This is a genomic window from Neobacillus niacini, from assembly GCF_036961885.1.
In the GTDB taxonomy this organism is placed as follows: Bacteria; Bacillota; Bacilli; order Bacillales; family Cytobacillaceae; genus Neobacillus; species Neobacillus niacini_H.
Genome location: NZ_JBALNQ010000057.1, coordinates 1 through 22,108, shown reverse-complemented (window position 1 = coordinate 22,108; position 22,108 = coordinate 1). Strand labels below are relative to the sequence as shown.

The window sequence follows — 22,108 nt, the reverse complement described above, 5'->3', positions numbered from 1 at the left end:
GAGTCATCTTGTTCTCTGCCATTTTTTATAATTAAGATCGAATCTGTCCAGTTCCTTTTACAATTGCTTTAGAAGTAGTTATTGCCTTTAAACCCATTGGACCACGTGCATGCAATTTTTGGGTGCTAATTCCGATCTCAGCACCATACCCAAATTGTTCTCCGTCCGTAAAACGGGTAGAGGCGTTATGGTAAACAACAGCAGCATCTATAGACTGAAAGAATAACCGAACATTTTCATCGTTCTCACTAATAATAGCTTCAGAATGCTTCGTCCCATATTGGTCAATATGTTCAATTGCTTCATTCACATCGTTCACCAGTTTTACCGATAAAATTGGTGCTAAAAATTCCGTGTACCAATCTTTTTCAGTAGCTATTTTCACAAACGAATATTCCAAAGCAAGCCATTCATCGCCTCTTAGTTCTACACCATTATCTCTTAGTGAATGTAGTACCTCCGATACATATGGCCAATCCTTATGAATCAGCAAGGTTTCAGCGGCATTACATACAGAAGGTCGGTGCAATTTTGCATTTATTGCAATATCAATCCCCATCTGCTTTTGAGCTGTTTCATCTATAAATACATGACAATTACCAACACCAGTCTCCAATACAGGTACGGTTGCAGTTTCAATTACAGATTGGATTAAACCAGCACCCCCGCGTGGAATCAATACATCTAGGTATTGATTTAATTTAAACATTTGTGAAGCGGTCTCCCTGCTCGTATCCTCAAGAAGTTGAACCGCATCAGCAGGAATTTTACTTTCAGCAAGAGCCTGACGCATTACGTGAACAAGTGCTTTATTAGAATGAAGTGCAGAGGTACTTCCTCTTAATAAAACAGCATTACCTGCCTTTAAACACAAACTTCCCGCATCAACGGTTACATTTGGACGGGCCTCATAAACCATGCCAATAACCCCTAGAGGAACACGAACAGTTTGAATCTGTAAACCATTCGGACGCTCCCATGATTCGATGATTTCACCAATTGGATCATCTAGCTTAATTAACTGATGTATTCCTTCAACGATCTGTTCGACTCTTTCATCTGTAAGTAATAACCGATCCAATAAGGAAGGTGTGAAACCTTTTTCTTCACCTGCATGAATATCTTTCGCATTTTCATTTACGATATAATCTTTTTCATTTAATAAAGCATCTGCCATCATCGCTAAGGCTTGATTTTTCTCTTCAGTTGTAAGGACAGCAAGTACCTTTGATGCCGACTTCAGTTTTTGCGCTTTTTCTAGTAATTCACTCATTTTCTCTTCACTCCCCTGGCAGACTGACCCAATTATTACGATGGATCACTTCTGCACGTTTATTAATTGAAAAATTTTTCGTCTTCTCACCTGGCATCCCTTTGACCATTTGAAGATTCTTTGAAGAATAATAGATCTGTCCCTTACCAATTAGTTCTCCTCTTTGATTGTGAACTTCAACAACATCCATTGCGTTAAAATTACCTTTCACGTTTGTTACACCAACTGGGAGCAAGCTTTTTCCATTTGTAAGAATCGCATCTTCTGCTCCTTCATCGATTTCAACTACTCCAGCAGGTTGAGAATGAAAAGCAATCCATTGCTTTTTCATTTGCATCTGGGTTTGAAAAGAACCGCCTATATAGGTTCCATCCCCTTTTCCCTCTAGAATCGTCGACAGTTTCTCCTTCCCCTTACCGGTTCCAACAAACACGCTGACACCGAAGGAAAGTGCTTTTTTAGCTGCCAAAAGCTTTGATTTCATTCCCCCAGTTCCAACGGAAGAACCACTGTCTCCTGCGGCTGAAAGGAATTCATCTGTAACCCTTGGGATATAATCAATCCTCTTTGCTGACTTTAACACTTTTGGATTGCCGTTATAGAACCCATTTATATCTGTTAAAATAATTAAGGCATTCGCATGCAGGAAACCACTCACGAGGGCAGACAACAAATCATTGTCACCAAAGGTCAATTCCTCAATCGACACCGAATCGTTCTCATTAATGATGGGAATAACACCCCTTTGAATCAATTCAGAGATTGTACTGTAAAGATTGTGGAACCGTTCAAGGCTATAAAAATCCTCCCTTGTTAATAAAATTTGGGCGGGTACAATAGCAAACTCTTTGAATTGTAAAATATAATGCTGCATCAATAATCCCTGTCCTACCGCAGCAGCAGCCTGCTTTCCGGCAACAGTTTTAGGTCTAGCAGGATAACCCAGTGCACCGAATCCTGCAGCTACCGCACCTGAAGTAATCAGAATGACATCATGACCTAATTGTTTTATATAGGCAATTGCCTCGACATGATCACGAATTTTCTCTTCAGATATGGTACCTGAAGCTGTGGTTAACGAGCTGCTCCCAATTTTTACTACCACAAGTTGTTTCTTCATCCGATCCGTACTCCTGTCTTTGAAAAATAAAAAAAACGACTCTTCTGTCCTAAAAAAGGACGGAAAGTTCGTTTTCCGCGGTACCACCTTTATTGATGCTTAAAGCATCCTCTTCAATCCGTAACGTGGAAATACGGCTTATGTTTGCATAAGCGGCTTAATGGGGCAGGTTCAATCTTTTTCCCGTGAGAAACCTTCCAGCCCGTGGGTTTCACTCTCTTTCACGTTTCCAAGTTTACTAATCCCATACCATTTTTAATTTGTAATTTTATTTGATTATCTACAGAAAAGCGTGAAATGTCAAGAGAGTTTTTTGAAAATTAGGTTATTAGCTGGCCAAATAAATATTCACAGACTTTTTCTGACTCTAACCTGGCAGCGATAAAAGGGGGCTGAATCCCTTTTCCCCTATCTAAAGGCAGTCCAAGCCACAAAATTTGCAGGTCGATTATGATAAAGGGGAAAGTATAGCCTTCCTCTTGCCAGTAGTTGTCAGGCTGTAATTCAGGCCAAGACATTTCAGAAATGATAGTTAATTCTGTAGATTGATTACGATTTACGATCGCACTTTTCCATTGATCTGTTAATACCATATGTGGTGGTAAGGAAATTACGATGGAGGAATGGGCATGTTTTAGATCATTAAAAACCTTGTCTAATTGCAGTGCATGGATCCACTGTAATCTAGGAAGATGATTTTTTATCCACATACCAATATCCTTCGTCCTTACACTTTGTTGATGTTTTTCTTGATGTTCAGCAAGCTGTCTAATTGTTTTCCGATTAAAGGCATGTTTACGGAAAAAGGAGAGATTGCAAACATGGATGAATTTCCCCTTTGTTCTAGTAATCGCTACATTAATAAGTCGCTCGCTTTCTTTACCCGTTAACAGCATCCCAGCACGTTCCTGTGGGTCGGAATCAACTGTATCGAAAACCATCACATCCCTCTCACTGCCTTGAAAACGGTGAACAGTTGCAGAAACAATATCTGAGCTAGAACGTTCCTGTTCATATAATTCCTGTAGGAGGATATCCATTAAATTAGCTTGTGCTCGGTAGGGTGTTACAAACCCGATAGAACGGGAACCGCCCAGATAGGATTCATGTATTAATTGAAAAGAAATCAGAAGCTGCCAAAGATTGATCCTTGAATTAGATGTTTTTTCATTTAAGCAAAAAGCACCCATATAGCTTGTATCTAAAAGAATGGCAGCACGTCCTGGAAATGGACCATGCTCTACTATCTCGTTCCTGCTATTCAGCACACTTACATGGTCACCAACAAGAGAATGATAGATGTACTTATTGGTAAATGCTGATATATCGGGGTGCATCCTTCGTTGTTCCTTTAATAAAAATAAATGTGGATGTAGTTTACCAGACTCAACCCAATCTACCACACCTGATTGATGAAAAATATCTTCCTTAAGCCATTTATTTACAAGTGAGTCTCTGGAGGAGGCAATCGGAGGCAATTGTTTAAAATCTCCACAAATAATAACTCTTTTTCCAAGCGTTGCTGCGAATGCCACCTGTGGTACATATGCCATACTTGCTTCATCAAGTATAACTACGTCAAATTCTTTTCCATAAATAGCGGGATCACTTGCTGCTTTGGCAAGGGTAGAGCCTACTATGAACGCCTCCTTGACAAATTCAATTTCCTTTTGCCGAATTTTTTCAAGCACTTTCGCAATCTTTTTCTCAAGTTCCAAAAGTTGATTGGAATCTCTTTTGCTAAAAGAATCGGCTAAATCTTGTTTTAAATTTTTTCTTTCTTCTATTAAGTTATCTTTGTCTTCAACAAGACTTGGTTCCTGCTTTAGTAAAAGCTGACTAGTCGTAAGTGCCTCTTGGGTATCCTCTGCCACTGCCGTATTGAATCCATACCTAAGAACATCTCCCTCACGAAAGCGGGCCTTCTTTTTAATAAAAGCTGAGATTTCAGTTATTAGTACGTCAACCGCTTGATTACTATGAGAAAGGATAAGTACTGATTTTTCCTGAAAATATTTATTAGCGGCAACCCGTGCTAATGTGTACGTTTTCCCTGTTCCTGGCGGGCCCCACACAAAGGTAACTGGATTGTACTTTGACCGTAGAACTACTTCATGAACATTGTTTTTTATTTTTTCTTCCGGATGTTTAGCAGGCATCGAAGGGTTCATTAAGCGATTGACTCTTACCCGTTTTTGTTTACTTTTTTTAATCTCATCCAGCCTTTCAATTAGCTGTTCAAGCAATTCCCAAGGATCATGATATATAAAGGCTTCGGGAATTAAATCACCTAAGGATTGCTCTAATTGAACGATGATTCCCTTCCCCTCCGATGATAATGTTCTACCTTGCTGCTTAAATCCTCCCCATACAAGAGTTATGGAGGAACCAACTGGAATTTTTAATGGCAAGGTTGTGTCAAAATAATAAGGATAGGTACCATCGCTTGAAAGTAATCTTCCATTTATTACTTTATATTTACTACTGCCGAATTTTTTTAAGAAAAAAATTTCATTTTGAAGTGCTTGCTGCCATTCTTTAATATAGGAAACGGTATTTGTCATTATTTTCATCCTTCTGAAAAAGCTTCTTATGTATATAACCAAATATGGTGAATCAACTATAGCATGAATCCCTGTTAAACAAAATAAATTGCCCAAAGTGTTAAACACTTTGGACCTTTTTATGTTATTATTTAATTTTTTTTATTGAATTACTAACCGTCTTGATGATGAAATTTATATCTTCCTGGTCAATCGTTAATGGCGGCGATAACGTTAAGACATTATTATATCCTGCTACCGTGGCACCATTTTTTCCAATTAATAACCCTTCGTGCTTACAGGCCGCAATTACTTGATTAACGAGTGACACATCTAGCGGTTCCTTTGTCTGCTTATCTTTAACTAATTCGATTCCAAGTAATAATCCTTTTCCGCGAACATCACCAACAAACGGATGATCTCCGAGAAGAGTTGTCAATTCATTTACCAACTGTTTACCTAGATCGCAAGACCGGTCAAATAAGTTTTCATTTTCCATAATTTCTAGGTTCTTTAAAGCTAAGGCACAAGCGGCAGGATTACCGCCAAAGGTATTTACATGACGGAAGTAATCATATTCTTCAGTCCCTTTAAAAGTATCATAGATTTCTTTCCGAACAGCAGTAGCAGAAAGAGGTAAATATGCACTTGTAATCCCTTTTGCCATGGTAATAATATCGGGCTTAACATCATAGTGCATGAAACCAAAAGGCTTCCCAGTACGCCCAAATCCACAAATAACCTCATCGACAATCATTAATGCTCCATGTTTTTCACAAACTTCTTTAGCTGCTTTCATATAGCCTTCTGGGGGAACTAAGATGCCTCCTCCCGTGATAATCGGTTCCATGATCATCGCTGCTATCGTTTCACTCAACTCCCATGTCATCGTTCGATCAATTTCCTTCACAGAAGACAATTCCTTTGGATTGGTTACGTTTGTCTCATCTCGATAGGAATCTGGTGGAGCTACATGAATAAAGCCTGGCGCCAAAGGCTCGTATTTATATTTTCTTTGTGCCTGCCCAGTTGCTGCAAGTGCGGCCATAGAATTGCCATGATAGCTTCGATAGCGTGAGAGAATTTTGTAGCGATTATGTTCCCCTTTTTGCTGATGGTATTGTCGAACGATTTTAAAAGCTGTTTCATTGGCCTCTGATCCGCTATTTGAGAAGAAGATAACGTATTCATCACCAAGCATTTCATTTAATTTTGCTGCAAGCTTGATAGCTGGTATATGGCTTTGAGTTAGTGGGAAATAGGCCATTTCCTTTAGCTGTTCATAGGCTGCTTCTGCAAGTTCCTGTCTGCCGTAGCCTATATTCACGCACCATAATCCTGCCATAGCATCTAAATAACGCTTGCCATCTACATCTGTTACCCAAGACCCCTCTGCCTTAGCGGCGACGATCGTTGCATTGGGATTATATGGCTTCATTGAGTGCCAGATATATTTATCATCCTGTTGAAGTAATTCTTCTTGTGAGCGATCTGTTTGAACCATTTACCATCCCTCCCCATCTAACCATCATAACGCGATGTAATCATTTTTTTTCGCGTATAGAAGTTTAAGCCATCCTTTCCATTCACATGCAAATCTCCATAGAAAGAATCCTTCCAGCCTGAAAATGGAAAAAAGGCCATTGTTGCTGGAACACCAACATTGATACCCAGCATCCCTGCATCAGCTTCTTCACGAAATTGCCGGATTGCTTTTGCATTATTTGTATAAATCGTTGCACCATTTCCATATCGTGATTTTCGAATATACTCCAATCCTTCGTCTAAATCTTGAGCCCTTAGAAGACTGAGAACAGGTGCAAAAATTTCTTCCTTAGCAATGGTCATTTCTGGGGTGACATGATCAAAAATGGTTGGCCCGAGAAAATTCCCTTGTGAGTGTTCACTTATTTCTTTGCGTCCATCAAGAAGTAAGTCAGCACCCTCTGCGATTCCCTTGTCAATGTACCCTAAAGCTTTATCCCGTTGTTCCTTTCTTATAAGAGGAGTTAATAACACCTCGTCATCCATGCCATTTCCGATAATTAACTCATCTGCTTTTTTCGTTAATGCCTTAACGAAACGTTCATTGTCATCCACAACAACGACCGCGCTACAAGCCATGCAGCGTTGTCCAGCACTTCCAAACGTAGAACTGATGATATGCTGCACCGCCTTATCGATGTCAGCATCAGGCATGACAATATGATGGTTTTTTGCACCAGAAAGAGCTTGAACTCTTTTCCCTTTGCTCGCAGCCCGTTCGTATACATACTTCGCAACCGGCTGGGAACCAACAAAGGATATGGCTGCAATGTCTTCATGATCAAGTAGACCATTTACTACATCATGTGCACCATGGACGACATTTAATACTCCAGGAGGAGCACCAGCATCAGCGAATAACTCTGCTAATCTATTAGCCAAAATGGGCGTACGTTCTGAAGGTTTTAACACAAAGGTATTTCCACATGCGATGGCTAAGGGAAACATCCAGAGAGGTACCATCATTGGAAAGTTAAACGGAGTAATTCCGCCGACAACCCCTAGTGGATAACGGAACATTTCAGAATCAATCTCTTCTGCAATACCTGATAAAGTTTCACCCATCATTAAGGTGGGAACTCCTGAAGCAAACTCAACACACTCGATGCCACGTTGTACTTCCCCATATGCCTCTTTGTACGCTTTACCATTTTCATGGACGATTAGTCTTGCTAACTCTTCATGGTTATCGGTTAATAGGCTGTGATATTTAAAAAGAATTCGTGCACGTTTCGGAACAGGAATTTTTTTCCACCTTTTAAAAGCTTCTTTTGCAGAAGTTACAGCTGCATTTACATCTTCTTTTGAAGAAACAGGAACTTTCGTCAGTAACTCATCGGTTGCTGGATTTGGAACATTTAGTGTTTGGCTGCTGATTGAATTCACCCAAACACCATTTATAAAGTTTTTTAGAATGGTTGTATCTTTTTTTATTAAGCTCACATACTCCCCTACTTTATCCCTAAATTTTGTTTTATTAGTAAACTAGCAAAATACTTTCTTGCATTGGCGGTGCCAATCAGTAAAATTTCTTTTTCCTTACTGCTTGGATGGTAAAACTCTACAGAAGCACCGTCTAAATGTTCATGGACAGCATTAATCCGATAACCTTTTTGGATGAGAAAATCAAGTTTATCTCTTTCATTTAGATATTGTTGATAATCTGACATCGTATCCTCCCTGCAAATAATTAAATTTCTAATTAAGGAAGCTTTATTTCGTTTAAACCAATTTTTTTCAATCACAGGAGCTTTTATACAGCATGATATTGAAGGGGAATACATCCAAATCGAGTGTAAAATTATGTTAGGATCTGCTTAATGGAAAAGGTTTCATCTTGGATAAATGGCATATTGACATTGTATTTGGCTCTTTTCAAATACCTTCCAGAACCCGGTTTACCAACAAATTGCTTGTCACGGACGACAAATTCTCCCCTGGATAAAACAGAAACTGGCTCACCTGTTACTTTCATCCCTTCGAAGGCATTATAATCTACTGCCATATGGTGTGTTTCGACAGAGATTATACGCTCGCTATTCGGATCAAAAATCACAATATCTGCGTCAGAACCCACTGCAATGGTGCCTTTTTTGGGGAATAAACCGAATAATTTTGCTGCTCGTGTGGATGTAAGATCAACAAATTGATTTAAACTAATGCGTCCCTTCCTCACCCCCTCAGAAAATAGAATGGACAGACGATCTTCGATGATTGGACCGCCATTTGGAATTTTAGTAAAATCATCCCTGCCTAAATCCTTCTGCCCTTTAAAATCAAATGAACATTGATCAGATCCGAGAGTTTGGAGCTGACCACTCTTTAAAGCATTCCAGAGCACCTCTTGGTTCCATTTTTCTCGTAAAGGCGGGGACCATACATATTTGGCGCCTTCAAAATTTGGTCTTTCTAAGTAACTTTGGTCTAACACTAAATATTGCGGACAAGTTTCACCCCAAACATTAAATCCCTTGCTGCGTGCTTCGGTAATTTTTTCAACCGCTTCCGCACAAGTAACATGCACCACATATAATTGTGAGTTTGCCAGCCCTGTCAGTTTTGCTGCTCTTCCAGTTGCTTCTCCCTCTAATTCCGGTGGTCTGGTTAGGGCGTGATAAATGGGAGCAGTGTTTCCTTCTGCTACAGCTTTTTTCGTTAAGTAATCGATGACATCGCCATTTTCTGCATGCACCATGACAAGGGCACCGTGCTCTTTAGCTGAAATCAATGTCCGGAAAAGCGTTTCATCGTCCGCTTGAAATACGTTTTTGTAGGCCATAAACACTTTAAAAGAAGTTATTCCTTCTTCGTTAATTACATAGGGAAGTTCATTCAAGACATTTTCATTGATTTCCGCAATCATTAAATGAAAACCATAGTCAATTACCGCTTTTTCTTTTGACTTAGCATGCCAGGTTTGGATGGCGTTTTTTAATGGTTCACCTTTATTGGTTAAACAAAAATCAATAATCGTTGTTGTTCCGCCAAAGGCAGCAGCCATCGTTCCCGTTTCGAAATCATCTTTTGTGACCGTACCACCAAATGGCATATCTAAATGGGTATGTGGGTCAATGCCGCCAGGGAACACAAGGCAGCCATTAGCGTCAATTACCTCTGCACCATGAGCAGAAAGATTCGTACCAATTTGAGAAACTTTTCCGTTTTCAATTACTATTTCTGCTGTAAAGGTATCTGCAGCTGTGACAATTGTTCCATTTTTAATCAGTTTTTTCATTCAAGTTCTCCCTTCTCATTGTTTACTATCAATCTTACATGCTGTCGTAACACTCAAAGCTGCCTGTCTTTCGTTCCATGTCATCGGTGGTAGTTCATTGGTTGCTTCGACCATATCGATTGCGCCATCGACTGGGCAGACAATCGAACAAAGATTACAACCGACACAATCCTCTTCCCGAACTTTAAGATAGCCTTTACCGTTTTCGTCTGTAAGCATATCGATACATTGATGCGAAGTATCCTCACAGGCAATATGGCACTTATTACAATTGATACAGACATCCGTATTAATTTTTGCGACGATATTGTAGTTGAGATCCAAATTACCCCAATCCGCATACCTCGGAACTGATTTGCCAATGATGTCGGAAACGGACTTAATTCCCTTTTCATCTAAATAATGGTTGAGTCCTTCAATCATGTCTTCCACAATACGAAATCCGTGATGCATGGCAGCTGTACAGATCTGGACACCCGTTGCCCCCATTAACATGAATTCTACTGCATCCTGCCAGTTTGAGATTCCTCCGATACCCGAAATTGGGACAGTAATATTTGCATGTCGGGCACATTCTGCGACCATGTTAAGGGCTATAGGCTTTACTGCAGGTCCACAATACCCGCCATGTGCACCTTTACCTGCGACATGGGGGATTGTATTCCATGTATCTAGGTCAACTCCCATCAAACTATTAATGGTGTTGATCATACTAATTGCATCTGCCCCACCTTGGCATGCGGCTTCAGCAGTAGCGGTAATATCGGTAATATTCGGTGTTAGTTTTACGATGACAGGAGTTTTAGCCACCTCCTTTACCCAATAGGTCTGGCGTTCAACCAGTGATGGGACTTGCCCTGAGGCTGATCCCATTCCCCGTTCAGCCATACCGTGCGGACAGCCGAAATTTAATTCGAGACCGTCTACACCGACATCCTCCACACGCTTTACGAGTTCGTGCCATTTTTCCTGGGTTGGTTCCACCATTAACGAAGCTATAATGGCATGTTTGGGAAATCTCTTTTTCGTTTCATAGATTTCTTTTAGATTTACAGCTAGCGGTCTATCCGTTATCAATTCAATATTATTAAACCCTGCAACTCGCTTTCCATTAAAACTAATGGCGGCAAACCTAGAGGAAACATTTAATATCGGGCCCCCTAAGGTCTTCCAAACAGCTCCTCCCCAACCAGCTTCAAAGGCTCTCTGAACCTGATAACCTGAATTGGTCGGGGGTGCTGATGCAAGCCAAAATGGGTTTGGAGATTTTATCCCTGCAAGATTAATACTTAAATCAGCCATCTCTTATTCACCCCTAATTAGTAGAACTTACTTTAGCAGCGGAAAGCGCTTACATATTAATATCCTCTTTATATTTAAGTTATTGTGCTTTTCCGAAAGCGGCAGCGGTATATTGTTTGTGAATGTTATAGGCTGCTAGTTTCCCTTGTTGGGCTGCAGTAACAACCATGGCGTCACCTTTACCCTTTCCAAATACAACATCACCACATGCATAGATTTTTGGATTGGAAGTTTGATAGGTATCTTTATTAACGTGGACCACCCCACTGTTATGCTGCAAACCAAGAGCTTCTATTAAGTCTAGGTGTCTTGTTTGGCCAATCGCTTTAATAACAGCATCCACTGGAATAACATATTCAGAGCCCTCAATCGGAATTGGTTTTTTGCGTCCATCTTGATCGGGGTCACCGAGATCCATCTTGATGCACTCAATACCCGTTACTTTTCCTTGTTCATCACCTGTAATTCTTTTCGGGGCCGTTAACCAGCGGAATTCAACACCATCTTGTTTAGCAAATTCATATTCAAAATCATAGGCTGTCATTTCTTCCTCTGTTCTGCGATATAAGATTTTTACATTTTCAGCCCCTAACCTAACTGAACAGGTTGCACCATCTATGGCAGTGTTTCCTGCACCAATGACAACGGCACGCTTACCTACAAACTCCGTTGATAACCTGCCACTCTTTGTTTCCTTTACAAACTCAATGGCATCGTAAACTCCCTCTAAGTTTTCTCCTTCGATACCTAAATCAGGAACTTGTGCCATACCAACCGCAAGCACCAGGCAATCAAAGTTTTTTAGTAATTGCTCTACTGAAATATCTCTTCCAACCCTTGTGTTTGTTTTGATGGATACATTTAGTTTTTCAACTTGTTCCACTTCCCAATATGAAATCGACTGAGGCAGTCGGAAAGAGACAATTCCATAAGTATTTAACCCTCCAGCTTTTTCAGCTGCCTCAAATATCGTTACTTCATACCCTAAACGGGCTAGTTCTCTAGCCGCTGAAAGTCCAGCGGGTCCCCCACCAACAACAGCAACAGATATACCAATGGGATTTCCCGGATTGAAAAGGGATTGGTCATTTTTAATTGCCCAATCTGTGGCATATCTCTGTAAATTACCAATCATAATCGGTTTCGTTGAATGATTTAAAACACATGCGCCTTCACACAATTCCTCTGTTGGACACACCCTAGAACAGCTTGCACCGACCGGATTGGCAGCCATAATTGTTTTTGCTGATCCTAGTAAATTTCCTGAAGAGATTTTTTTTATAAAGGCGGGGATGTCAATGCCAGTTGGACATGCCTGGATACATGGGGCATCGTAACAATAAAGGCAGCGGTTTGATTCTTCCAGTGCTTCTTGATTTGTAAGTGGCCGATCTACTTCTTGAAAATTAAATTCCAAATTGAGATTAGATATCCGTTGTTTTTTTATCAATAAAATTCCTCCTTTTTGATGGTTATTTTACTGAAATTTGCATGTAGACAGACATAAAAAAGACTTCATATGTATGCCCATATAAGATGATACTCGTATTCTACTTCCTAGTTGGAAAACTTGAATATATTACACATGTATGCGGTTCATTTATACTTAATGATGGTTGAAGGGAAAAATCGATGATAAATTAGTAGATAAATGAGAGTTGTTGTTGTACATTCCTTGTCTGTTCTCAATTTATCACATGTGATCAAAAAAATTTGTAAAATTACATCGAAGATAATTAAATAGGGTTCTTTGTTTAAAAAAGGATAAAAACCAATGTTAATACTAGAAAAATAGCGTTATGTTAGTTGAAGATGTTCCGTAATTGCAAGATCTTCTTCCAAATAAATTCTCGACAATCACAAATAAATTGACGAATTTAAATCACAAAAATAAAGCATACCGAAAGGCATACTTTAGTTCGTTGTCATCTTGTCAATCTCATGAGAAAGATAAATAGCCGCACCCCTTTTATTTGCTTGAGCAATATTTGCCATAGCTTCTGCCACCTTTTGGGCATGTATTCCTTTATAAGGAAGTAATGGTCCAATCATAATAAAGTTTAAGAAACTACTTGCCTTCTCTGCTATCTTTTCTCCTAAACGAAACTCATCTCTGTTTCCCAATAACAAAGAAGGTCGAAAGATATGTAGAGATGGCAGATCCATCTTCTTAAGAGAATCCTCCACTTCGCCCTTTACTCGATTGTAAAAAAAACGAGAATTTACATCTGCCCCCATTGCAGAAACGATTAGGAAGGTCTCCACGCCATTATCCTTTGCAAGTTTGGCTGCCTCAATGGGATATTCGTAGTCTACCCTCCGAAAAGCCTCTTTTGTTTTTGCTTTTTTTATCGTGGTACCCAAACAGCAATATACATCATCCACCTGAAATAGCGCTGAATATTTATGCAGTTCATCAAAATTCACAATATGTGTTTTACATCTCTCATTATTAATTTCAATTGATCTACGAACCAATAAATGTATTTTTTCATATTGCTCATTCTCAGATATTATTTTTACTAACTCCTTGCCAATTAGGCCTGTGGCACCCAGAACAAGAGCCGTTTTTTTCTGATTACTCATATACTATATAAATCCCCTCTCTATAGTATGGTTAGTAAATATCTACTATTTCAAATCCTTCAATTAGACAAAAACCAACCAGTTATTCAGCTGGTTGGTTTCTTAACTGTGCCCACTAAATTCGATAAAAACTGTTGAATAAGCTGAAAGGCATCACTAATAGACAGATCCTCTTTGTATCCAGCAACATAATTTAAGGCGAAATTTAAATCCCATAAGCCATCATCATGACTAAACATGAGATCGAATTTTGAAGGTTCACCATCTAAGTTGCTATTTAGATACTCCCTTAATAAAGGGTCAAACTTCTTTTGCAGCTTTAAGCCAAGCATAACATCATATGTACCAAAAACATCATCAGCTTCAAGTGAAATACCTTCAACACCAATTTCTTCAAACAAAATGGACTCTAGATAAATAAATTCATTTTTATGTTCTTTTAAGTATTTGATTGGCTGATTTAAGAAACTAGTTGATTCAATTGAGATCATCGTTTCCGTTTCTTTGCTGCAGCGTTCAATATAAGCATTAGAAAAATTTGCTTCCAATCCTGTAAGCCTCCCATTTAACAATTCTTATCTTTACTATAGAGTTTTTCTTTATAAAAAAGCAAATATCTTTTATTTGTAAGGCTTTGTTAAACTTGACTGTTGATTTGGACTCCAGGCGCTACGCTTTCCGCGGGCGGTCCGGGAAGCCTCCTCGGCGCTGAAGCGCCTGCGGGGTCTCCCCTGCCCCGTCCTCCCGCAGGAGTCGAGCGCCTTCCGCTCAAATCAACAGGTTTATAAAATCAACAGTGTTCTTTAACAAAGCCATTTGTAAAAAAAAAGCAGCGCAAACTGCTTTTTTACTTAGTTTTCAACTAGTTTCGTTACGACTTTTTTTTCAACTGGGTTTTCATCGATTTTATCGGCAGCTTGTGTTACACGTTTCATAAAGAATGCTAAGAAAAGTGCTACTCCGGCAATAAAGGTGGAAACTAAAAAGGCAAAATTTATCCCATCCAACATTGCATTCGTCATGATCTGCTGCTGCATTTCTGCCATTGCTGCTTGGGTTGGCTGTTCTGTTAAGGCAGCCTTTGCAGCCTCACCTAGTTCAATCGCTTTCGACTCAGTGCGATTAGACATGATTGTCACCAATAACGCTGTTCCAATGGCACCAGAAACTTGCTGCAGCGTATTGTTCATAGCAGTCCCATGTGGATAAAAACGTGCAGGTAATTGATTTAAACCATTTGTAGACACAGGCATCATTACCATAGACATCCCAAACATTCGAACCGAGAATAAAAGCAGTAATTGAGTATACGTTGTCTCGAGCGTTAATTGGCTGAAAAGATAACTAGTTACCACCGTGATGACTAAGCCAACTATGGCTAAACTGCGTCCGCCAAATTTGTCAAATAGTTTACCAGTAATTGGTGACATTAGCGCCATAATGAGTGCTCCTGGAAGCATCATTAGACCAGCATCCATCGGGGAGATACCGCGTAATGTTTGAACATAAATCGGTAGCAAGAGCATTCCCGAAAACATTGCCATCGTTAGTACCATTGAGATAACAGACGATAAAGCAAACATAGGGAACTTGAAAATCCGATAATTTAGCATAGGTTTATCCTGTTTTAGTTGGCGTAAAATGGAAACAAGCAATGATAGTGTTCCAATAGCTATCGTCAAATATACTTGGGGACTGTCCCAGCCCTGCTTTCCCGCTGAACTGAACCCATATAACAAACCGCCAAAGCCCACACTTGTAAGTAATACAGATAAAGAATCAAGTCTAATATCCACTTTTTCTTTTTTATCTTTTAATAGGAAGAAACCGATTAATAGAACAATGGCTGCAATCGGTGTTACGAAGTGGAACAACATTCTCCAGTCGTAATGTTCAATTAACCAACCAGATAAAGTTGGACCAATTGCCGGTGCCCCCATTAATACTAATCCAAATATCCCCATAGCTGCCCCTCTTTTTTCAATTGGGAAGCTAACTAGCATGACATTCATTAACAGTGGCATCATAATCGCAGAACCTGCCGCTTGAGTCATTCTGCCTGCAAGTAAAACAGGAAAAACATGGGCAAAACCAGCGATAATGGTTCCCGCTGTGAACAAGCCCATCGCTACTAAGAAAAGCTTTCGTACTGAATATTTTTGAATTAAAAATGCTGTTGTTGGAATTAATACGCCGTTTACTAACATAAAGCCTGTTGTCAACCATTGAACGACCGAGGCGTCAACTTTTAAATCCGCCATTATCGAAGGAAGTGCTATATTAAGTAATGTATTGTTTAAAAAAGCAATAAAAGCCCCAATCATTAGGATCGAAATAATCCCGTATGGGGGACGCTTTGTTTCATTTTTTTCATTTCCCATGTTTAATACCCCCTAGTAAACTCATTGTACATTTTTTTATACCCCTGTTTCACGCTTTATTAATAATATACCGTCAGTTCATTTTTTGCAATCAAAAAACACTATAAAATAATGGGTTTGTAATCTCCATATTTATCATGTAGTATAATTTTATACTGTTAGTATAATTCAGATTATAGGTGATAACATGAATGAGCGGAAACAGCATGTCATTAATAAAGCCCATCAATTATTTATCGAAAAAGGATATCAAGCAACATCCATTCAGGATATATTAGATTTTAGCTGCATTTCAAAAGGAACTTTTTACAAATACTTTTCTTCCAAAAGCGAACTTTTAATTGCGATTTATAAGACCGTTTATAAAAAGCTAGAAAAAGACCGGAATGAATTGTTAATTGGTAAAAATCCTTCTGATCTAGAAATTTTTGTCAGACAATTGGAAATGCAAATGATTACAAATAGGAAAAATAAGTTAATTGCTCTTTACGAAGAAGTTATGGCTTCAAATGACGTCGATCTTAAACAATACATCCGTCACAGTCGGTTACGGTCACTTCGGTGGATGTTTGGGCGGTTTATCGATATCTTCGGTGAAAAAAATAAACCATACTTATTAGATTGTGCGATTATGTTTACTGGGATGCTACAGCATAATCTTCAATATAATCGGATAGCAACTGACTCTAATGAAAAAATCAGTGATGTTGTCAGATATAGTGTGAATCGTTTAGTAAACATGGTTAACGAAGTAGCTGAGACTGGTGAGCAATTACACGCTCCCGAACTTTTAGAAGTATGGCTTCCTGGTATTCGGAAGAAGAATCATGAATTGATTGATTCATTCTGCAAAATCACAGGACATTTGCGGAATTCTATTTCAAAACAATTTTCTGATACAAAAGAACAAGAAAAGTACTATGAACTAATTGATTTTATCCAAGAAGAGGTCATCCATACGCGGTCACCAAGGAAATTCTTAATTGAAAGCTCCCTGCAAACATTAGAAAACAATTCAGCAAAACTCTGGAAAAAAGAACTTGATCAAATAAACCAAATCATTGCCTCCTTCTATCAACACATCGAAGAAAGCGAAGAAAATTAACAACCCCCGTCCGCAACCTAGGACGAGGGTTTTTTACTATACATTTTCCTTATTGAGGTTCTACATGAATATGTACGTCATATACTTTATGTTTTTCGATTAATTCATTCTCGACCTCCGTAGCAATATCATGCGCACGCTTTACATCTAAAGTAGAATTGACAAAAATTACGACATCGACAACGACGTTATTACCATAATTCCTTGCCTTTATTTCTTTCACACCCTTCACACCGTCACAGTGGTGTATGGTTTCTTTAAATAATTCAATTTCTTTTTCATCAAATCCATCTGTCAAATAGAGTGATGCTTCTTTAAAAATGTCCCAAGCTGTTTTACAAATTAGGAATCCGACAAGAACGGCTGCTAATGGGTCCAGCCACGGAAGTCCGAATTGGGCACCGATAATCCCAATGAAAGTTCCTACGCTGACCCAGGCATCAGAGAGATTATCCTTAGCGGCAGCCATGACTGATTGGCTGTTTATTTCAGAAGCCAGTTTCTTATTATAACGATAAACAAAATACATCACGAAGGCACAAAATAACCCTGTCCATGCAGAAATTACGTCTGGTGATTCACTTGGCGAATAGAAAATATTAATAATCGCTTCGTATGCAACTTTTAGACCAACTGCCATCATGATAAAAGACGCAACCATAGACGCTACTGTCTCTGCTTTCCAATGGCCATAAGGATGATCATCATCAGCAGGCCTTTGGGATAATTTAAGACCAATCAATACTGCAACTGAAGCTATAATATCTGTGACATTGTTAAGCCCATCAGCCTTTAATGCCTCGGAATTTGCTAAATATCCTACTCCCAGTTTTACTGCTGATAAACAAATATAAGCAATAATACTGATAATAGCTCCTCGTTCTCCTCTTTTTAAATCTATAAATCCTTGTTCTTCGATCACTGTATCACCCACTTCTTTTCCCTACCTATATTATTGAACATAACCATCTAGTGGGTCTAGAGAAACCTTTTTCCCCTATTCTAAAATAGTATTAGATACGAAAAAAAGTTGACGATGGGAAACAACAATTAAAACTTAACCTTGAAATTATCCTATTAGTTCAGTATTCTAAAAACATAATTTAACCAAATAAGGAAGTGTTTAACCTGCGATTAAATAAATTTATTTCCGAGTCTGGAAAAACATCAAGGCGCGGTGCAGATAAATGGATTGAAGAAGGTAGAGTAACAATTAACGGAAAGTTGGCAAAAGTGGGCAGCCAAGTTGAGCCTGGGGACGTGGTTCGGGTAAATGGAGAAACCATCAAGGTTGCCAAAAATAATGTCTATATTGCATTAAATAAGCCCGTTGGGATCACAAGTACCACTGAAAAACACATCAAAGGAAATATTGTAGACCTAGTTAATCACCCACTGCGAATTTTTAATATTGGCAGGCTTGATAAAGATTCGGATGGATTAATTCTTCTAACAAATGACGGAGACATCGTTAATGAAATCCTGCGTGCCGAAAAAAAACATGAAAAGGAATATATTGTTACCGTTGATACCCCGATAACATCGGAGTTTTTAAAAAAAATGTCTGAAGGAGTTCGAATCTTAGATACAAAAACACTTCCCTGTAAGGTGGAACAATTATCTAAATATGTTTTTAACATTACCTTAACACAAGGGTTAAACCGTCAAATAAGACGAATGTGCTCCGCCCTTGGTTATTCTGTTGTTCGACTCCAGCGTGTTAGAATTATGAATATTCATTTAGGCAACCTCCCTGTTGGTCAATGGAGAGACCTAACGAAGAAAGAAAAAAACCAATTATTCAGTGATCTCAATTATGAACCTAGAGAGTGGTAAGAACAGTGCCAAGTACCTCCCAATTTTACTAGGAGGAGCCTGGCACTTTACTATAGACCTTACTTAATTGAAACTTTTTCCCTATATAATCGTAAATATATAGACTCAGTAAGAAGATAAATAATAAAGGGGAATTGGTTATGGGAAATATGTTTTTGTTTGCTTTGATAGTTGGTATTGCTTCTGCTCTTATACTTATCCCGGTTTATGGGAATAACAAATCTACTGATAAAAAAAGTCATAATAAAAGTACAAAAGAAGATAGAAAGTTTATTCCGGGAGCAATTATTGCTGTTTTAGTCATCTTAATCCCGTCTGTTTATGCTTTCTACTATTTTACTAATTACGATAGAAACCTATCATCTTTATGGGTGCTAGCGATAGTAGTGACTGCGATTGGGGCAGTATTTTCTACAGGCCTCGAACGAAAAGTGAAAGCATTGCTTTTTGTTGCAAGTTTAGTTCTTGGCGTCTACTTTCTTACAGCCTTTTTATTTAATTCAGATGAAAAATATGAAATTGCAAAGATGGACCAAAAAGTGGAAATTAAGACATTTGATGAAAAAGAAACACCTGCGAGCGTTCCACCAGAATTTGCTCGAAATAAAATGAAAAAAGCTTTCGGTCAAGTCCCGAATACAAGTTATTATGAACTTGGCAACCTCCAAATTCAAAAAGTAGATAATGAATATGTCTACATTGCACCTGTTGAATTTTCTGGTTTTTTTAAATGGTGGAAAGGAAAGGAAACACCTGGTTATTTCACATTAAGTGCAACTGATTCGTCAGATAATCCAAAGTTTATTCAATCGACAATGATCTATACGCCTTCTTCCTTTTTTAACAAATCGATTGAGCGCCATATTCGAATGCAATTCCCTAAACATATTTTCTATGGCGATGTCCAACTAGAAATTGATGATGAAGGAAAACCATATTATATTCGTTCTTTCGGTGAATACATATCGGCCCGTAATGGTTTTGATGTTAAAGGTGTTGTGGTAGTGAATTCTAAGAATGGCAGCACAAAGTCTTATGCTTTATCAGATGTTCCGGAATTTATTGATGGTGCGGTTTCTCCGGAGATTGTCAGCTTACAAAACAGCTATTTCGGAAACTATATACACGGCTATTGGAATAGTCTTTTCGGAAAATCTGACGTAAAACTCCCTTCAGACGAAGGAACAGAGGCAAATGTTAGTCCAATTTTTGATCAAAACGGTGATATGTATTACTTTACAGACTTCACCAGCCCAAAAGAAGGTGTGGACTCCATGCTGGGTTATTCATTGACAAACTCTCGTTCCGGTGAAGCGACCTACTATACTGGAAACCCTGAGGATTCATATATGGATTCACAAGGTGCATTACAAATAATTGAAAAGAAATTTATTGAAAAGAAATGGCATGGTGAAATGCCAGTGATTTATAATTTCTATGGCGAAGCAAGCTGGCTGACACCTGTTTTAGATTCGAATGGCTTCTTACAGAATTACTTTATTGTCTCAGCAGCAAATCCAGAAATATCCGTTTTTGGGGTAACACCAAATGAGGCGTTAAAGCAGTATAAAACAGCCCTGCAGCGAGGCGGCGGTTCCGTTGACGGCAGCTCAAACGCCGATGAAAAACAGACAACAGGTACAGTCCTACGTGTTTACAAAGAAAAATCAGGTGATTTTACCATTGTTTCTTTCCTTCTGGACAACAAGAAAAGCTATATCATATCCTCTGAAAAAGAACAATTGGTTATTTATCTAAAAGAAGGAGATCAAGTAAACATTACCTACTTGGATACAGCTGAAGACTTCTTGCCTGCAAAAGAGATTGAAATTGAAGGCCTACAATAGTCAAATGAAAACACGATGAAGGGATGACTTCATCGTGTTTTTATTTATCTTTTTTGAAGTAAGCTTTGAAAGGCTGCGGAGGTTCTCACTTCAACAGTAAAGGTTCCATTGCTATTATAAATGGTCTTTATTAGGAATGGAACACCTGCGGTATTCTTAAATTGAAAATCCTTGCCACCATATGAAACCGTTGCATCCCTTCCTGTAGGTACGTACCCTACTGTCAGAGAATGATGGTGCCATTCTACATAATCGATAGCCAATTGATCAACTGCATTAAATAAGGTAGAAGATGTTTGACAAATACCTCCGCCAATACCCATGACCAATTCCTTATTAACAATTTCTTGAGCAGGCTGATAACCATGTGCAGCATCACTTGGTCCCACTGTATGATTAAAGGAGAAGATATCCCCTATTCCAACAATGACATTATCTATAGCCTGTGCGGATAATTCGATGTTTTTATTTCTCCCTGTTATGCTAGGATTAAATTTAGTACTGTAAGTTGCAACTACAACTTCAGATAAATAGGCTGCATCCTCTGGCTTATAGCCACTTTCATTGACATAGATTGGCAGAAAAACTTCCCCACCATTAGCAGAAGCCTCGATTACGTTTGTTACTAGCTCTGCTTCTTCAAGAATCACCCTTGGTTTCCCTTTTGTGACCTGCCCATTTGCGTCTATTTTGTCTAGAACCATCTTTGTATCATAACCAGGAGTCGTATCCGTACCCCTAGCTAATTCTCTTGCCCATTTCTCTAGCTCCTGCCGATATCTTTCATTATCCGTTCCAAACCCCATCTCAACGGGAATGAAGCTTTTAACAATATTTTTGGTGCTTGGGTCGACTACATTGATCACTTTCGGCTTTTTAGCCTCTTCTTCTGCAATTCTTTTTGCTTCGGCTTCAGCAGCAGCTTTCTTTGCTGCTTCAGAGGCTTTTTGCTCCTCAAGCTTCTTTTCTTGTTCAGTCACCCTATTTTTTTGTTCGGATTCCTTACCAGCGGTTGTTTTCTCGGTACAACCTACTAAACCTAGTAAACTGCCAATTAAAATAAGGAAAACTATCCATTTCCGCATTTGCTTTTCTCCTCTTTTCCCAAAATCTAGCCAAAACACTTCCGAATATTCAGAAATTCGAATATAAAGCCATTCACTTATTCTATTCCGTATTAAAATCTCATATTCCCGATAATTTCCCCAAATTTATCGTATTTTTTTAAAAAACTCCCTTTTTTTGGATATACTTATTAGACGAATTTGCACATTTTTAGTTTCATTATTTAGTAATTTATTTGTTTGTTATTAAGAACAATATAATATAGAATGA

17 protein-coding genes and 1 other annotated feature are annotated in these 22,108 nt (G+C 38.7%); of the genes, 3 read left to right on the top strand and 14 right to left on the bottom strand.

Annotated elements, in window-relative coordinates; genetic code table 11:
• Positions 1-31: 31 nt before the first annotated feature.
• From V7124_RS21170 to V7124_RS21115, 12 genes are all read right to left on the bottom strand, one after another.
• The gene (locus V7124_RS21170) at positions 32-1,273 is read right to left on the bottom strand and encodes a glutamate-5-semialdehyde dehydrogenase (protein ID WP_335493169.1); all 1,242 of its coding nucleotides are present in this window, start codon (positions 1,271-1,273) and stop codon (positions 32-34) included.
• 7 nt (positions 1,274-1,280) lie between these two features.
• A complete protein-coding gene (proB, locus tag V7124_RS21165) occupies positions 1,281-2,393 on the bottom strand; it encodes a glutamate 5-kinase (RefSeq protein WP_335410291.1) in 1,113 nt (370 codons plus the stop codon).
• A 52-nt stretch (positions 2,394-2,445) separates the two neighbouring features.
• Positions 2,446-2,652: a binding site (T-box leader), on the bottom strand.
• A gap of 61 nt (positions 2,653-2,713) precedes the next feature.
• Positions 2,714-4,957: a DEAD/DEAH box helicase gene (locus V7124_RS21160; RefSeq protein WP_335493167.1), complete on the bottom strand. Its 2,244-nt coding sequence runs from the start codon at positions 4,955-4,957 to the stop codon at positions 2,714-2,716.
• A 127-nt stretch (positions 4,958-5,084) separates the two neighbouring features.
• Positions 5,085-6,440, bottom strand: a complete 1,356-nt coding sequence (locus V7124_RS21155) for an aspartate aminotransferase family protein (RefSeq protein WP_335493165.1) — start codon at positions 6,438-6,440, stop codon at positions 5,085-5,087.
• Between the two features lie 17 nt (positions 6,441-6,457).
• A complete protein-coding gene (locus V7124_RS21150; protein WP_335493163.1) occupies positions 6,458-7,924 on the bottom strand; it encodes a CoA-acylating methylmalonate-semialdehyde dehydrogenase in 1,467 nt (488 codons plus the stop codon).
• Between the two features lie 8 nt (positions 7,925-7,932).
• Positions 7,933-8,151 carry a hypothetical protein gene (locus V7124_RS21145; RefSeq protein WP_335410286.1) on the bottom strand — a complete coding sequence of 73 codons (219 nt, stop codon included), beginning with the start codon at positions 8,149-8,151 and terminating at the stop codon, positions 7,933-7,935.
• Between the two features lie 131 nt (positions 8,152-8,282).
• A complete protein-coding gene (gene hydA, locus V7124_RS21140) occupies positions 8,283-9,716 on the bottom strand; it encodes a dihydropyrimidinase (protein WP_335493161.1) in 1,434 nt (477 codons plus the stop codon).
• A 15-nt stretch (positions 9,717-9,731) separates the two neighbouring features.
• A complete protein-coding gene (preA, locus tag V7124_RS21135; protein WP_335493160.1) occupies positions 9,732-11,018 on the bottom strand; it encodes an NAD-dependent dihydropyrimidine dehydrogenase subunit PreA in 1,287 nt (428 codons plus the stop codon).
• A 79-nt stretch (positions 11,019-11,097) separates the two neighbouring features.
• Positions 11,098-12,468, bottom strand: a complete 1,371-nt coding sequence (locus tag V7124_RS21130; RefSeq protein WP_420490579.1) for an NAD(P)-dependent oxidoreductase — start codon at positions 12,466-12,468, stop codon at positions 11,098-11,100.
• A gap of 464 nt (positions 12,469-12,932) precedes the next feature.
• A complete protein-coding gene (locus tag V7124_RS21125) occupies positions 12,933-13,604 on the bottom strand; it encodes an oxidoreductase (protein WP_335493158.1) in 672 nt (223 codons plus the stop codon).
• Between the two features lie 86 nt (positions 13,605-13,690).
• Positions 13,691-14,152: a branched-chain amino acid aminotransferase gene (locus tag V7124_RS21120; RefSeq protein ID WP_335410275.1), complete on the bottom strand. Its 462-nt coding sequence runs from the start codon at positions 14,150-14,152 to the stop codon at positions 13,691-13,693.
• A 303-nt stretch (positions 14,153-14,455) separates the two neighbouring features.
• Positions 14,456-15,985: a DHA2 family efflux MFS transporter permease subunit gene (locus tag V7124_RS21115; protein ID WP_335410272.1), complete on the bottom strand. Its 1,530-nt coding sequence runs from the start codon at positions 15,983-15,985 to the stop codon at positions 14,456-14,458.
• A 187-nt stretch (positions 15,986-16,172) separates the two neighbouring features.
• On the opposite strand from V7124_RS21115, the gene V7124_RS21110 reads away from it, so the two are divergent.
• The gene (locus tag V7124_RS21110) at positions 16,173-17,090 is read left to right on the top strand and encodes a TetR/AcrR family transcriptional regulator (RefSeq protein ID WP_335493156.1); all 918 of its coding nucleotides are present in this window, start codon (positions 16,173-16,175) and stop codon (positions 17,088-17,090) included.
• A gap of 49 nt (positions 17,091-17,139) precedes the next feature.
• Here the strand turns inward: V7124_RS21110 and V7124_RS21105 are convergent, their stop codons facing one another.
• Positions 17,140-18,009: a cation diffusion facilitator family transporter gene (locus V7124_RS21105; protein WP_335493210.1), complete on the bottom strand. Its 870-nt coding sequence runs from the start codon at positions 18,007-18,009 to the stop codon at positions 17,140-17,142.
• Positions 18,010-18,209: 200 nt separating this feature from the next.
• On the opposite strand from V7124_RS21105, the gene rluF reads away from it, so the two are divergent.
• Together rluF and V7124_RS21095 are read left to right on the top strand one after the other, a co-directional pair.
• Positions 18,210-18,926 carry a 23S rRNA pseudouridine(2604) synthase RluF gene (gene rluF, locus V7124_RS21100; RefSeq protein WP_335493154.1) on the top strand — a complete coding sequence of 239 codons (717 nt, stop codon included), beginning with the start codon at positions 18,210-18,212 and terminating at the stop codon, positions 18,924-18,926.
• Between the two features lie 140 nt (positions 18,927-19,066).
• Positions 19,067-20,773 (top strand): hypothetical protein, encoded by a 1,707-nt coding sequence (locus V7124_RS21095; RefSeq protein ID WP_335493152.1) that lies wholly within the window; start codon positions 19,067-19,069, stop codon positions 20,771-20,773.
• Between the two features lie 44 nt (positions 20,774-20,817).
• Here the strand turns inward: V7124_RS21095 and V7124_RS21090 are convergent, their stop codons facing one another.
• A complete protein-coding gene (locus tag V7124_RS21090; protein WP_335493150.1) occupies positions 20,818-21,858 on the bottom strand; it encodes a VanW family protein in 1,041 nt (346 codons plus the stop codon).
• Positions 21,859-22,108: the final 250 nt, after the last annotated feature.

What these genes read in the sequence shown, in the direction of transcription:
- V7124_RS21110 (WP_335493156.1), top strand. Translation starts at nt 16,173, where the DNA reads ATGAATGAGCGGAAACAGCATGTCATTAATAAAGCCCATCAATTATTT.
- V7124_RS21125 (WP_335493158.1), bottom strand. Translation starts at nt 13,604, where the DNA reads ATGAGTAATCAGAAAAAAACGGCTCTTGTTCTGGGTGCCACAGGCCTA.
- V7124_RS21160 (WP_335493167.1), bottom strand. Translation starts at nt 4,957, where the DNA reads ATGACAAATACCGTTTCCTATATTAAAGAATGGCAGCAAGCACTTCAA.
- V7124_RS21145 (WP_335410286.1), bottom strand. Translation starts at nt 8,151, where the DNA reads ATGTCAGATTATCAACAATATCTAAATGAAAGAGATAAACTTGATTTT.
- V7124_RS21115 (WP_335410272.1), bottom strand. Translation starts at nt 15,985, where the DNA reads ATGGGAAATGAAAAAAATGAAACAAAGCGTCCCCCATACGGGATTATT.
- proB (WP_335410291.1), bottom strand. Translation starts at nt 2,393, where the DNA reads ATGAAGAAACAACTTGTGGTAGTAAAAATTGGGAGCAGCTCGTTAACC.
- V7124_RS21155 (WP_335493165.1), bottom strand. Translation starts at nt 6,440, where the DNA reads ATGGTTCAAACAGATCGCTCACAAGAAGAATTACTTCAACAGGATGAT.
- hydA (WP_335493161.1), bottom strand. Translation starts at nt 9,716, where the DNA reads ATGAAAAAACTGATTAAAAATGGAACAATTGTCACAGCTGCAGATACC.
- preA (WP_335493160.1), bottom strand. Translation starts at nt 11,018, where the DNA reads ATGGCTGATTTAAGTATTAATCTTGCAGGGATAAAATCTCCAAACCCA.
- V7124_RS21090 (WP_335493150.1), bottom strand. Translation starts at nt 21,858, where the DNA reads ATGCGGAAATGGATAGTTTTCCTTATTTTAATTGGCAGTTTACTAGGT.
- V7124_RS21095 (WP_335493152.1), top strand. Translation starts at nt 19,067, where the DNA reads ATGGGAAATATGTTTTTGTTTGCTTTGATAGTTGGTATTGCTTCTGCT.
- V7124_RS21170 (WP_335493169.1), bottom strand. Translation starts at nt 1,273, where the DNA reads ATGAGTGAATTACTAGAAAAAGCGCAAAAACTGAAGTCGGCATCAAAG.